Annotated in this window: 11 protein-coding genes; 9 read left to right on the top strand and 2 right to left on the bottom strand. The window is 42.8% G+C overall.

All coding sequences use genetic code 11. The features are described 5' to 3' along the window. Positions 1-5: 5 nt before the first annotated feature. From MWU84_RS03110 to MWU84_RS03070, 9 genes are read left to right on the top strand one after another with little or no spacing between them, the layout of a single operon-like run. Positions 6-1,202, top strand: coding sequence for a family 43 glycosylhydrolase (locus tag MWU84_RS03110; protein WP_246898124.1), 1,197 nt, complete (start codon positions 6-8; stop codon positions 1,200-1,202). Positions 1,203-1,256: 54 nt separating this feature from the next. Beyond that, positions 1,257-2,021 (top strand): SDR family oxidoreductase, encoded by a 765-nt coding sequence (locus tag MWU84_RS03105; RefSeq protein ID WP_246898487.1) that lies wholly within the window; start codon positions 1,257-1,259, stop codon positions 2,019-2,021. Positions 2,022-2,043: 22 nt separating this feature from the next. Then, on the top strand, positions 2,044-3,492 hold the full coding sequence (locus MWU84_RS03100) for a sulfatase-like hydrolase/transferase (RefSeq protein WP_348647837.1): 1,449 nt from the start codon (positions 2,044-2,046) through the stop codon (positions 3,490-3,492). Further along, positions 3,479-4,933: an aldehyde dehydrogenase gene (gene aldA / locus MWU84_RS03095; RefSeq protein WP_281502497.1), complete on the top strand. Its 1,455-nt coding sequence runs from the start codon at positions 3,479-3,481 to the stop codon at positions 4,931-4,933. The genes MWU84_RS03100 and aldA overlap by 14 nt, the downstream gene beginning before the upstream one ends. Further along, positions 4,933-6,024, top strand: a complete 1,092-nt coding sequence (locus MWU84_RS03090; RefSeq protein WP_246898121.1) for a mandelate racemase/muconate lactonizing enzyme family protein — start codon at positions 4,933-4,935, stop codon at positions 6,022-6,024. Before aldA ends, MWU84_RS03090 begins: the two co-directional genes overlap by 1 nt. Positions 6,025-6,035: 11 nt before the next feature. Further along, positions 6,036-7,076, top strand: a complete 1,041-nt coding sequence (locus tag MWU84_RS03085) for an aldose epimerase family protein (RefSeq protein WP_246898119.1) — start codon at positions 6,036-6,038, stop codon at positions 7,074-7,076. Between the two features lie 53 nt (positions 7,077-7,129). After that, positions 7,130-8,149 carry an L-rhamnose/proton symporter RhaT gene (locus tag MWU84_RS03080; protein WP_246898117.1) on the top strand — a complete coding sequence of 340 codons (1,020 nt, stop codon included), beginning with the start codon at positions 7,130-7,132 and terminating at the stop codon, positions 8,147-8,149. 21 nt (positions 8,150-8,170) lie between these two features. Next, on the top strand, positions 8,171-8,335 hold the full coding sequence (locus MWU84_RS03075) for a hypothetical protein (RefSeq protein WP_246898115.1): 165 nt from the start codon (positions 8,171-8,173) through the stop codon (positions 8,333-8,335). A 19-nt stretch (positions 8,336-8,354) separates the two neighbouring features. Then, positions 8,355-10,172, top strand: a complete 1,818-nt coding sequence (locus MWU84_RS03070; protein WP_246898113.1) for a DUF5060 domain-containing protein — start codon at positions 8,355-8,357, stop codon at positions 10,170-10,172. 27 nt (positions 10,173-10,199) lie between these two features. Here MWU84_RS03070 and MWU84_RS03065 read toward each other — a convergent pair whose 3' ends face one another. Both MWU84_RS03065 and MWU84_RS03060 read right to left on the bottom strand, forming a co-directional pair. After that, positions 10,200-10,988, bottom strand: coding sequence for a carbohydrate-binding family 9-like protein (locus MWU84_RS03065; protein ID WP_246898111.1), 789 nt, complete (start codon positions 10,986-10,988; stop codon positions 10,200-10,202). Between the two features lie 5 nt (positions 10,989-10,993). Further along, on the bottom strand, positions 10,994-14,308 hold the full coding sequence (locus MWU84_RS03060) for a DUF5107 domain-containing protein (protein ID WP_246898109.1): 3,315 nt from the start codon (positions 14,306-14,308) through the stop codon (positions 10,994-10,996). Positions 14,309-14,498 lie beyond the last annotated feature (190 nt).

Here is a 14,498-nt window from a genome sequence, read left to right as displayed (position 1 = left end):
TAAAAATGAATAGAATTTCTTTTTACTCACTGATGATTATCTTGTTGTGCATGAGTTGTGCTCCAGAATCCAAAAAACAAGTTATAGATGAGGATGTCATAGAACGTTCCCCTTCAAATGAAGACCTGGTTAAGATTTTAGGGATATCCAATAAGGACAGCCTTAGTTCGGCCTCCAAAAGAGCCATCGAAATGGGCTATGCCGAAGGAGCTCAATGGTGGACGAAATTCAGGCAGCAAGATTTAAAAGGCGTATTTGAATTCGAGAAAGGGGTAGTAAGAAGGGACCCAAGTGCCGTTATTTTAGTGAACGGAATTTATTATACCTATTACACCAAGAGCCCAGAAAAAAGTCATGGTTTCCATACAGGAGACCCTACCAAAAAAGTCTTCCCTTGGGATCTGTCCGAGGTATGGTGCGCCAGTTCAACAGACGGAATTACTTGGAAGGATGAGGGCTTGTCCGTGGGCAGGGGTCCTGCAGGCTCCTACGACGACCGGTCTGTTTTTACACCGGAAATACTGGCCCACGACGGTAAGTATTATCTAGTATATCAGGTGGTGAAGGCCCCCTATGTCAACCGGGTAAAAAACAAAGTGGGCATGGCCATCGCCGATTCTCCCTTAGGACCTTGGAAAAAATTGGACGCCCCTATATTGGCCCCCGCAGATAATGGTAAATGGCTTGGAGAGGAGGACAGTAGGTTCAAGGTTGAGGAAAAAGGTGATTTTGATAGCCAAAAGGTCCATGATCCATGCTTAATGTTTTATAAAAATAAGTTCTATCTCTATTACAAAGGAGAGCGTATGGGGGAGGAACATACCCTAGGGGGCAGGGAAATTAAATGGGGAGTTGCCATTGCGGACAAACCGGAAGGGCCCTATAAAAAATCACCCTATAACCCCATTACCAATAGTGGCCATGAAGTATGTGTATGGCCCTATCAAGGTGGAATGTCTGCCATGTTAACTTCGGACGGACCTGAAAACAATACCATACAATGGTCTCCTGACGGAATCAACTTTGAAATAAAGTCGCACATAGGTGGCAGAACAAAACCACCACATGCAGCAGGACTGGTAAGGTCATTGAATACTGAGGCCAAGCCAGTGGCCGCCTTGGAGTGGGGACTTTGTTTTGATCACAAAGAAGGCTGGGATTATATTAAACGTTACGAAGCCTTCGTGGAGTACGCCAAATAGCCTTTATAAATAATCGAAAAAATTAATCTAACTACTACATAAACTATTATGAGCATATTGAACAAATTTAGTCTAGAGGGAAAGACGGCCTTGGTCACTGGTTGTAAAAGAGGAATAGGTAAAGCCATGGCTATTGGATTGGCCGAAGCCGGAGCAGATATCATAGGAGTAAGTGCCACTCTGGAAGAGTCTGGTAGCGCAGTGCAAAAAGCAGTCAATGCTGTTGGTAGAAAATTTAAGGGATACAGCTGCGACTTTGGTGATAGAAAATCCCTTTATGCGTTTATTAATCAGGTAAAGTCCGATTTTCCGGTTATAGATATTCTTGTAAATAACGCAGGTACCATTTTACGGGCCCCAGCAGTGGAGCATTCGGATGAATATTGGGATAAGGTGATAGAGGTTAACCAAAATGCACAATTTATCCTCACCCGTGAAATTGGAAAGGAAATGGTAGCCCGTGGTTCGGGCAAAATTGTCTTTACAGCTTCCTTATTAACCTTTCAGGGAGGTATAACGGTGCCTGGATATGCAGCCAGTAAAGGGGCTATTGGACAATTGACTATGGCTTTTGCCAATGAATGGGCGGGCAAAGGTATTAATGTAAACGCTATTGCACCTGGTTATATAAGTACAGATAACACCGAGGCGCTCCGTAACGACCCCGATCGTTCCGCTTCCATCCTAGCTAGAATTCCAGCCGGAAGATGGGGAGATCCTGAGGATTTTGCAGGGCCTGCCGTATTTTTATGTTCGGAAGCATCGGCCTATATGAACGGAACAACCATGCTGGTAGATGGCGGTTGGATGGGACGCTAATCTATAAACAATAATTTGTCCATTGAAAATAAAAAATAGATTGAAACTTAAGGGGCTTATCGGAGCTATACTACTTGGATCGATCTTGGTATGTTCTGTCAGCGTTATGGTGGCTCAGCAAAGACCCAATATCGTATTTATACTGTCGGATGATGCCGGCTATGCCGATTTTGGATTTCAGGGCAGCAAAGACTTTATGACGCCCCATTTGGATAAATTGGCCAAGAACAGTATTGTATGCTCCCAAGCCTATGTATCCGCTGCTGTCTGTGGCCCTTCCAGGGCAGGTCTGTTGACAGGTAAATACCAACAAAAATTTGGTTTCGAAGAAAACAATGTGCCTGGGATCATGAGCAAATCCGGGCTGCTGGGTGATGATATGGGCCTCCCAACAGATCAACTTACCATGGCCAATTACTTAAAGGAACTTGGTTATAAAACGGCCATTTTTGGTAAGTGGCATATGGGTAATGCAGACCACTTTCATCCAACAAAAAGGGGTTTTGATGAGTTTTATGGTTTTAGGGGAGGAGTCAGAAGTTATATGCCCTATGATGAAGACAATAAACTGGAAAAAAAAGAAGATAGGCTGGAAAAAGGATTTGGAAATTTTCTGGAACACAAAGGTTACCTAACCCATGTTTTGGCTAAGGAAGCGGCAGCATTTATAGAGAAGAATAGAAAAAGTCCGTTTTTTGTGTATTTGTCATTTAATGCAGTCCATACCCCTATGGAAGCACTTCCCCAGGATATGGTCCAATTCAGTGATTTGAGTGGCAAAAGAAAGACCTTGGCAGGCATGACCTTGGCAATGGACAGGGCATGTGGATTGGTTCTTCAAAAGCTAAAAGAACTTGGATTGGAAGACAACACCCTCATAGTTTTTACCAATGACAATGGTGGGCCTTCTGATGCCAACGAATCGGTTAATGATCCCTTAAGTGGTACCAAGGCCAATCATTTGGAAGGTGGAATAAGGGTCCCTTTCTTAATGTCATGGCCTGCCCGTCTCAAAGGTGGAGCTTCATATGATTTCCCTATTAGCACATTGGATCTCCTACCCACATTTATTACTGCAGCCGGCGGAAATCCAAAAGCCATTCCCGGATTGGATGGAGTAGACCTGCTACCTTTTTTACAGGGAAAAAGAATAGATCGCCCACATATCAATTTGTTTTGGAAGAAGGAGGCCAGGGGAGCGGTCCGACATAATGATTGGAAACTTATTCGCTTTCCGGACAGGCCTGCCGAATTGTACAACATAATAGAGGATGTCTCCGAAGTAAATGATTTGGCTTCGACCTACCCGGAAAAGGTAAAGGAAATGTACAAAATTCTCTTCAATTGGGAATTAACCTTGGAAAGGCCATTATGGCAATTGGAAAGAAAATACGAAGGACTTGCTGCAGAACGAATGGACAAATTCAGAAAAACAAAATCAGATAAAACCATAAAAGATGTCAAAAATTAAAGAATACCAACTTTTAATTGATGGTAAATGGGTGAGCTCTTCTTCGGGAGAAACCATAGACGTTATAAATCCATCCACCGAGGAAGTGGTGGCCAAAGTACAGAACGGAACTGTTGAAGAGGCACATATGGCCCTAAAGGCAGCAGAGAAAGCCCAGAAATCCTGGAGAAAGCTTCCTGCTCGTAGCCGTGCAGAACTACTTTACAAATTGGCCGAAGAAATTAAGTCCAATTCAGATTATCTTGCCAAGCTACTGGTACAGGAACAGGGTAAATTGTTTAAAGTGGCAAAAATGGAAGTTGCCGTAACAGCCTCCTTTATAGAATACGCCTGCGAGGGTGCCAGACGGATAGAGGGGGATATAATCCCTTCCGATAATCCCAACGAACAAATTTGGATACAGAAAATTCCACGGGGGGTTGTGGTAGCCATTACGGCTTGGAACTTTCCTCTGGCTTTGGCTGGACGAAAATTGGGTCCTGCTTTAGTGGCCGGGAATACCCTAGTGATAAAACCTACATCAGAAACTCCATTGGCTACATTGGAATTGGGAAATCTTGCCCAAAAAGTGGGGATACCCAATGGCGTAATCAATATTTTAACAGGTCCCGGTAGGGAAATGGGCAATGCACTGGTAGCGAGTCCCATCACCAAAATGGTCACCATGACCGGTTCTACACCTGTTGGTCAACAGATTGCACGCAATGCAGCCCAAAACCTGACACACGTACAATTGGAATTGGGAGGTAAGGCGCCCTTTATTGTTTTTGCAGATGCGGACATTGATGCCGCAGTGGACTCTGCCCTACATTCCCGTTTCGATAACTGTGGACAGGTATGTACCTGCAATGAAAGAATGTACGTGCATGATGATATTTATGATGTTTTCATGGAAAAATTCATAGCCAAGACCAAGGCTTTAAAAGTAGGTGACCCTATGCTTGATGATACGGATATGGGACCAAAGGTAAATGCCTCCGAGCTTAAGCATATGGAACATTTAGTAGCCCTCAGTCTTAAGGAAGGAGCTACTCTGGCTACCGGAGGCAATCGCCCGGAAGGGAGTCAATTCGAAAAAGGATATTGGTTTGAGCCTACTGTCCTTACCAATGTCACCCAAGACATGACCATTGTACACGAAGAGTCTTTTGGGCCCATTTTACCGGTATTAAAATTCAAAACCTTCGAAGAAGTTATAGGGTATGCCAACGATTGTGACTACGGTCTTGCAGCCATGGTATTTACCAACGATATGAACACGATTATGAAGTGTAATGATGAATTGGAATACGGAGAAATATATGTGAACAGAGGTCATGGGGAACAGCATCAAGGTTTTCACAACGGTTATAAACTTAGTGGCTCCGGAGGAGAGGATGGCAAGTACGGCTTTGAACAATATTTGGAAAAAAAGACATTTTACATTAGACATAAAGCGTAATGGAAGCAAAAATTAAAAATTTGGAATGCCAACTTTTCAAGGTGCCGCTCCCAGAGGTCATGAACGATGCCAAACATGGGGACCATACACACTTCGAATTGGTGACCACCACAATTACCTTGGATGACGGAAGCCAAGGTACTGGTTATACCTATACAGGTGGAAAGGGTGGCCATGCCATCAAAGCTATGGTTCAGCACGATTTGGTCCCTGCAATCCTGGGTAAGAATGGGAGTGATATTGATGGGATATATGATTTTATGGAATGGCATATCCATTACGTGGGTAGGGGCGGAATTGCTTCATTTGCCATATCTACCATTGATATAGCACTATGGGATATAAAATGCAAAAAGGCAGGGAAACCGCTTTGGAAAATGGCCGGAGGCGCCGGAAAAACCTGCAAGGCATATTGCGGGGGTATAGATCTGCAGTTTCCAATTGAAAAACTCCTGAAAAATATGCAGGGATATATGGATAGGGGTTTTAACGCTGTTAAGATCAAAATAGGCAGGGAAAACCTTGAAGAAGATTTGGAGCGCATTAGGGCGGTAAGGGAGTTTATAGGTCCCGGCATCACCTTTATGGTAGACGCCAACTATTCCATGACGGTAGAAAAGGCCGTTAAGGCAATAGAAGGATTCAAAAAATACAATATTCATTGGTTTGAGGAACCCATTATTCCGGATAATTATTTCGGATATGCCGAAATCGTGGAACGTACCGGATTCCCTTTGGCAATGGGCGAAAATTTACATACCATTTACGAGTTTGAATATGCCATGGAGCAATCGGATTTGGCATTTATTCAGCCCGATGCCTCCAATTGTGGCGGGGTAACCGGCTGGCTCAAAGCGGCACGGTTGGCGGATAAGTACAAAATTCCTGCTTGCTCACACGGGATGCAGGAACTTCATGTAAGTTTGGTTTCTGCACAACCCAACTCGGGCTGGCTGGAAGTACACAGTTTTCCCATTGACGAATACACTACTCGACCTCTGGTCGTGGAAAACTATCGCGCCGTTGCTCCTGATACTCCCGGAATTGGGGTTGAGTTCGATTGGAAAAAATTACAGCCCTATCAACAATAATATTGGAAACTATGAATGCCTCAAAGATTCGTTTCGGCAGTTTTAACGGGACTCCAGTAAATTTGTTTACACTTGAAAATGACAACGGCATGGTCGTAAAGATTACGGATTATGGGGCCACTATTACCTCCATAATGGTTCCCGTAAATGGTAAATTGCGTGAAGTGGCCTGTGGTTTTGATACCCTGGAAGGTTATTTTTCCCAAGCCTACAAAGCCAACTCTCCATATTTCGGAGGTACGGTCGGTCGCTATTGTTCACAAATAAAGGATGCCAAATTTTCCTTGGATGGCAAGGAATATAGCTTGGCCAAAAATGCCGGAAACAATAATCTGCACGGGGGGCTAAATGGCTTCGATAAAAAATTGTGGACTGCTAGGACTTTTGTTGAAAAGAGTGTAGTAGGAATATCCATGACCTTGTTATCCAAAGATATGGAGGAAGGTTTTCCCGGAAACGTCCAAATTGAAGTAACCTTTGGATTGGCCAATGACAACTCCATCAGAATTGATTACAAGGCCACAACCGACCAGGATACCCCATTATCCATGACCAATCATACCTATTTTAATTTGAACGGTTTTCAAGAAAATGTAGAAAACCACATCGCAAGGGTGAATACGGACTTAAGATTAGCACTGGATGAAACTGGGGCAGCTACAGGAGAAATCTTGCAGTTACAGGGTAAGGAAGATGACTTAAGATCAGCTAAAAGAATAGGGGATGTCCATAACGCCATAGGAGACGGTTTTGAACATTTTTACATTTTTAACAACTCTAATTCAGAACTGCTTGAAGTAGCAAATATAAAGGACCAAGGTAGTGGTCTAAGTCTGGAGGTCTTTTCCACAGAACCCTGTATGTTGCTCTATACGGGAAAATACACTTCTGACAAACTAAGAAGGGAAAACGGTCTTCAATACGGTAAATATAGAGGGTTTTGTTGTGAGACGCACCGTTACCCCAATGGACCCAATATAAAGGATTCCCCAGGAAGTGTTTTACCTAGAAATGAAACATTTAACAGTACCACAATATTTAAGTTTAAATAGAAAGTATTGGTTTTGAAATACAAACCATAGATCCACAACCAAAGAATTAGATTATGACCGAAGGAGTATTATTGGCAATTTTTGCAGGCCTAATGTTGGGCCTCTATGCCCTACCAGAAAAATTTACTAAAGACTTCAAATATGAAAATACTTGGAGCCTTTTCTTTTTGCTTACTATGTTTGTAGTGCCCATAATAGCATCCATAACATTGATCCAAGGTTTCGGAGAAATTTTTGGTAATATGCCTACCGATATTTGGATTAAAATGGGGCTTACAAGTTTCCTTTGGGGTATAGGGGTAATGATGTGGAGCAAGGCTATAAACCATATAGGACTTTCCCTGGGCTTTTCCATTTTTATAGGAACAATAATCTTGGTGGGTTCTTTGCTTCCCTTTATTGAGGACGGATTACCTCCGGCCAACGTCCTTACTTTTATTCTGATCGGAATAGTAGTAGTACTAGTGGGGGTAATATTAAATGGTAAAGCCGGACTCCTTCGTGAAAAGAACGAAGCTAGTCAGGAAAAGGGAGAAGCAAGCTTGACCAAAGGTTCCATGACTACTGGTATCATGATTGCCGTGGTCGGAGGGCTATTGGCTACTGGCTTTAGTTATGCCAATGCTGCCGGAAGGCCCTATCTGCATGAGGCCAGCATTGCACAAGGCAATGCGGATTGGATTACCGCAGTAGCCGTTATGTTTCCCATTTTTATCAGCGGGGGCATTGTAATGACCGCGTATTTCCTATGGCAATTGAGCGCAAAGAAAGCATGGGGCCATTTTAGAACACCGGCCTTTGGGAAAAATTTATCGCTTATATTGATAATGGCCGTATTCCACTATGCAGCCTCGGCCCTTTTCGCCTATGCAGCTTTTAAATTGGGAGCCTCAGGAAATACCGTGGGTTATGCCATTTTTAACACGGCCTCTGTGGCCACTGCAATAGTTAGCGGTATCGTCACCAAAGAATGGGTCATGGCATCGCCCAAGGCCAGAAATATGCTTTATATGGGGCTTGGCTGTATGATTGCAGGAATTATCATTGTTGCATATGCCAATGGTATAGGTTAACAAATTAATTTAATAAAATATATGACCCTCTTTGGAAAAACCTATGAAAAGGAAATAGGTCCGAAAGACAAAAGCGTAGATTTTGTGCTAGACCTAGATCCCGGGAAAACAATGTTGGAAACCAATTTTATAGAAGGGAGTGAAGCCTATGGCGTTTATTATACCTATATTGAATTGCTAAATTAAAACGATATAATCCTTAGTTATGAAACCGATCAAACCTATTTTTTTTCTTACCAGTTTATTTGTCTTTTTTGTCAACGCCACAGTAATCGCACAAGCAATATCGGGAGAGCTTAAAAAATGGCATAAAGTAACTTTAAATTTTGAAGGACCGGAGACTTCTGAAAACGCCGATGACAATCCTTTTCTAAATTATCGTTTAAATGTAGTTTTTAATCATACCGCTACTGGTAAGAGCTACCAAATACCTGGGTATTTCGCGGCGGACGGCAATGCCGGAAATACAGGTGCCATTGCAGGAAACAGTTGGAAAGTTCATTTTGCCCCGGATGAAATTGGGGAGTGGACTTATAGTGTCGATTTTAAAAAAGGGAAATGGGCGGCTGTCCGGACTTCGGTAAAATTGCCTAGTGGCGAATATATGGATGGGGCCACGGGCAACTTCAGCATTTCGACATCCGACAAGACAGGTCGCGATTTTAGAGCTAGGGGCCTACTGCAATACGTAGGGGAACGATACCTTAAATTTGCAGAAACAGGCGAATACTTTCTGAAATGTGGTTCCGATGCACCCGAAAATCTATTGGCCTATGACCAGTTTGATGGTACCTTTCACAACGATGGCCATAAGGATGATCTGGTAAAAACTTGGGAGGCACATCGTCAAGACTGGAAGGAGGGAGACCCTACTTGGAAAGATGGAAAGGGAAAGGAGTTGATCGGGGCTATAAATTATTTGGCGACTAAAGGAATGAATGCATTTTCATTTCTTACCATGAATATAGAAGGTGATGATCAAAATGTTTTCCCATATGTAGATTATGACACCTATGATCGTTTTGACTCCTCTAAGCTGGATCAATGGGAAGTTCTTTTTGAACATGCCGATAAATTGGGAATGTTCCTTCATTTTAAGACCTTGGAACATGAAAACCAAGGTTTGCTGGACAATGGTGGTACGGGACTATATACCAAATTATACTATCGTGAACTAGTGGCCCGCTTTGGACATCATTTGGCCCTCAACTGGAACTTGGCAGAGGAAACTGGCGATTGGACGGTAACTCCCCCCACTTTCCCAATTGATGTAGCGGAACGTTTGCGCTTGGCAGAATATCTTTCTTCTATAGATCCGTACCAACATCATATTGTGATTCACAACGGCGATTGGTTTGACGGTCTTTACGGCCAAGATTCCAAGTTTAGCGGGGCTTCCTTACAGACCAATAAGGAGGATTTTAGAAATGTGCACAGTTCTGTACTCAGAATATTGGAAGATTCAAAAGAAGCAGGGAAAATTTGGGCAGTGGCCTGTGATGAACCGGGGGACGCCCAACATTCACTTATAACCGATGCCGAGGACCCGCTACATAACGACGCCCGTAAAAACGGTTTATGGGGGGCCATGATGGCCGGCGCATGGGGTACAGAATGGTATTTTGGATACAAACATCCCCACTCGGACCTTAGCTGTCAGGACTTTCGTTCGCGAGACCTTTTCTGGGACCAAGGCCGTTTATGCTTGGAGTTTTTTAAGAACAACCAAGTACCTGTTTGGGATATGGAATCCAATGATTCCCTCATTTCTTCCCAAGGGGATTATGTCCTGGCCGCGCCTGGTGTTAATTATGTGGTTTACCTTAAAAATGGGGGAGAATCTACCTTGGACCTGGGCAGTAGCAGCTTGGAATACACAGTGCAATGGTATAACCCTAGAAAAGGTGGTCCGCTAAAACAGGGAAAAATAAAGACCATCTCTGGGAGTGGCCCACAATCCTTGGGGTTGCCACCAAAAGAAAAAGACCAAGACTGGGTAGTCCTGGTCCTTAAGAAAATCTAGTGTAAGTTAATCCTAATAGTGTATTTGCTACTCCACAAATTCCATTAAGCCAAATCGATTTGCTTGATGTACATTTTTTGAGATGTCGTAAATTGGAAATAGGGTAGAAGTGGACCGTCTGTTGCCCTCGGCATCGTTTCGATCCTGGCGTATGGCCAAAAAAGCCCATTTATTTCCATTCTTTACGGGAACAATTTCCCCTAAACCGCCAAATGCGCTTAGGGGGATTTTAAATTCCATGCTCCAACCCTTGTCAATATCGGAATTGTCATTTACAGTACCATCAATGTAGACCTCCACCTCAAAACTAGGGTCAAAGGTTTTTAATACAGCATCCTTGCCGTCGAAAAAATCATTGAAATAAATGAAGTCGTTGGATGCTTTGTATGCGTTAAGCTCAAAACCAAAATGGGTGTCCAGACTATCCGGAACCGGAATAATAAATATTTCTGCACAGTCATCAAAATACGGCTGCCCGTCCCTTGCGGTTTCACGGGCAGTGATATATTTATCTGTACATTGAAAGAAGGCATATAGGTTTTTATCATCCCAAAGCATTCGGTAGATCGTCTCCTGATCGTCATCCGGTTTTTCCACCTTATAAAAATATTCAATTCCTCTAGCTTCGGTACTGTGCCAAATGGCCTCGTCCATTTTCCCGTCCACAGTAATGATTTCATGGGTTTTGGAAACTTTAAAAATGGGTTGCTCGCCAAGCGAAAGTTTCTTTCCTGTTTGGGCGTTGCCCATGGCACAGCTTACGGAGACACAGCCTAGGGCAAGTAATTTACTAAATGTGCTATGAGTCAATTTCAAAACTACTATTGGTTAATCATTATTTTAGCCCAGAGATTGTTCTTATACTTCTCAAGTGCTGTTTTAAAGAGTTTTTGGGCTTCGGTCTCATTGCCCAGGCCCTTATTTCCCAAGCCCTCCAAATAGTACGAATTTGAGATGGCCTTGCTGTTTCCAACGGATCCTTCTTCTACGGCAACTAGGGAATTGTCCGATCCTTTTAGTCTTTGCTCTTTAGCCTCGGCTATTAAATTATTGAACATTTCCTCAGCTATTTCAGTTTTGCCCAGCTTCTCATTGGCTTTGCCTTGGAAATAAAGAAGGTCGTCCATGCCCCGTCCATTTTTGGAATTGGCACTTTTTTGATAGCTAAGTTTGGAATCCTTGGATTTGTTCATTTTTTCATAGGCCAAGCCCATATAATAATAAATCAAGGCATTTTTTTCATCATCCGAAGGTTTTCCAACCTCCAAGTTTTCAGGATACAGCAATGCCTTTTCCAAATGGGCAATGGCTTCAGTAAATTTCTCCTCCTTCATAAGCTCTAAGGCTTTTAGTGTATGGGCATCCACATAGCGCCAATAGATAGATCGGCCGCCTTCCCAAGTTCTAAAATGATGGGTGCTCAACAAGTTTATAGCTTCGTCATATTCCCCGTTTAGGTTATACAAGTGCACCAAGGTCTTGGGAGCGGCCACATCTTTTTTGACGATGTCAATATTCCTCCGCAGAATATCAAGATTTTCCTTGAAATCTGCATTGGAAGCGTCGTAATACTGCGAAAGTTCTGCATACCATAATGGAATATCGTTCTTTTCTTGAATTGCCTTTGTTAAATTTAAAATTGCCTTGTCTACATCCTTCTCATGGTAAAAGGCACCAAAAGCTAGGTTACGCCATATCATAGGGATACTATTGTCTATAGATCCGGCCTTTTCCCAAGCATTTATGGCATCTCCAGGGCGTTTGTCATACAACAGGTTTCCAAGGAGATAATAGGCGCCAACATTTTGGGGATCTAGCGCTATGGCATTGTTCAGCACTTGCTCAGTTTCCTTTCTATATGGAAAGGAATAATCAAGAGAGGTCTGTTTAGCATTGGCCAGCATACTGTTGCCTTTCTCTTTTTCACCAGATTGCGTATAGAACCAAGCTAGGTAGTAATACGTTAAAGGGTTGCTAGGTTTACTCAATGATGACAAGAGAGCAATACCATCCTCCAATAGGCCCGCATTCATATAATTTGTGGCAATTTCCAAATAGTTGTTGTCTACCTCCTGCATATTTTTATGCCATTGATCCATTGAGGTCTTCCCTTCCAAAAGTCCCTTTTCGTAAAGAGCGGTAAAGTTAATGGGGTCATAGGCCAATAAATTAGCTATAAGTTCCTTTGCTTTTTGCGGGCTGTTCAGTTTACGTAGAATAGCACTGTATAGCACTACGATCCGTCCATCCCTATTGTTGGTGGAATAGGCATTTTCTATATATTCCTTTGCTTTTTCATAGTTTCCTTTTTTACTCTCCATTTGGGCCAACTGATAATGACCTGCTGAATACCATCTATAATACCAGGTAGCCCGGGCAAAATTTCGATAGGCCTCCTCTGAATTTCCAAGAGCTCTTTGCGCAACGGCCATATAATAGTAGATCTCACCCTCTTTGGGCTGATAATATTTAATATTCAACTTGTCTGCCGCCCTTTGTAAGTATGTCAGGGCTTCCTCATATTTTAATTGATTTGTTCTGCGCATGCCCAAGGCCAAGTTTACCCGGTAATCATTGGGTGATTTTTCAAGTGCTGCCAAATAATAATCATCCGGGTTCATCCCTGGACGGTTGAACTGCTCAACAAACCTGCCGGTTAGATATAAATCCTCCACAGATTCCAATTCCTCAGGTTTTTTGACTTTTTCCTGTTCCCTTGGCAATTCGGGTTGCTTGGGTTTGTAAGGGGAGTAGGATACCAATTCCTTGCCATTGCTGTCCAATAGTGTAACCAACAGCTGAAATTCGTCCAATTCCTTTCGGGATTTATACGTGGCTGTAAATGGTTGTCCTGGATCAATATTGATAGTATTTTCCGCTACAACTTCGTCATTGTATTTCAATATTACCTTGGCATTTTGATAAACCTTTGTGGTATTAAAACCGTAGAATACGGTCTTGGGGTTTCTCATTTGCAGGGTAACCGAAGCATCGATATTGGAATTTTTTACAATCTCGATATCCCTTAACGGATACCAATAGTTTTTGGCATCCTTTGCAGAATGGGGATCTATCCAACTATAATCGGGTTGGTTGTTGGAGAAAGTACCCGTCATTAACTCCACATAGGCTTTACCATCATCGGTTAGTTTCCTTCTTGCATTTTGCCCTTGCAATCCTGGACCGAACTGCCACAATTTGGAAGTCTTGTTTACGTTAGGATCGCCAACATGCACTGTTCCAGCATTTTGCCCGTAATCATAACCACCGATAAAGCCATCCTTTGCATCCCAAAAAAAGAAGGATACCGGATCTGGGTGATTTTTCCACCAAGTCAGGTCTACTCCCTCGGTATAGTCCACTCCCTTATAAACTTGCTTTGAAATGGGCCATTGCGTAAAGCTGGAGTTGTTATGATATACCCCAATCTCCTGACTTGGAGGCCAAAAGGTTCTAAAATCATTATTTGCTGTTATGGCCACATTGGCCCAAAAAAGAAATTTCTCCGTAACAGTATTGGTGTTGTTGATACGGTAGTCCGTCTCAATATAGGAGCGACCCGGGCGCAAGGTAATACCAATGACCCCACGCATTCCCATAGTCTTTTCAGTTTCACCTATCCAGACCGTGGCACTGCCATCCTCATTTTCCACGATGCGATAATCGCTTGGCAACATGGTCGTAGACCTATGGTGATGCGGAAAACACCATTCTATTCCTCCGGAGACCCACGCACCCAAGGTTCCTATAAGGTCGGGTTTTATAACGCTATTAGTATGGAAAAGTTCGTGCCCGTTGGTCTTGTCTATGGCAGAAAACAATCGACCGCCAAAGGCAGGAAGTACTTTTACCCTAAGGTATTCGTTTTCCAAATAAACCATTTCGTAGGTTTCATCAGAAAGGACTTTATTGCCCAGGTCTTCTTGGGACGGATAAGGATATACGCGTCCTTCGGCCCCTTGCACCCCTCGGCCGGTATAGAACATAGGACTAGTTTCCTCTTTGCCTATTTTATAGGTGGGGATGGTCTCTGTGCCTTCATAAACTTTTACCTGGGCGGAAAGTGTGGAGAAACTTAAAAAGACCAGAATAATAAATGTTAATAATTGGTCCAAACCTCGATTTTTGTTCTTCATTGTAGCGTGTTATTTAGTCGACATTAATTTAATTATTTTAACTATATCCAGAAAGCAAATTCTATACGAATACCGAACTTCGGGCTTAAAGGAAATTGTAATTTATGCTGCGATAAGTTTCAATCTGCAACCCCTAACCAAAGCCGCTCATACCGGATTCAAATTTTGAATCCTAGGGGTGGATTAAATA

This window comes from Arenibacter sp. F20364 (assembly GCF_023015905.1).
Classification (GTDB): domain Bacteria; phylum Bacteroidota; class Bacteroidia; order Flavobacteriales; family Flavobacteriaceae; genus Arenibacter.
Note: the sequence above shows the minus strand (reverse complement) of the source record. Positions and strands in the feature narration are given on the sequence as shown.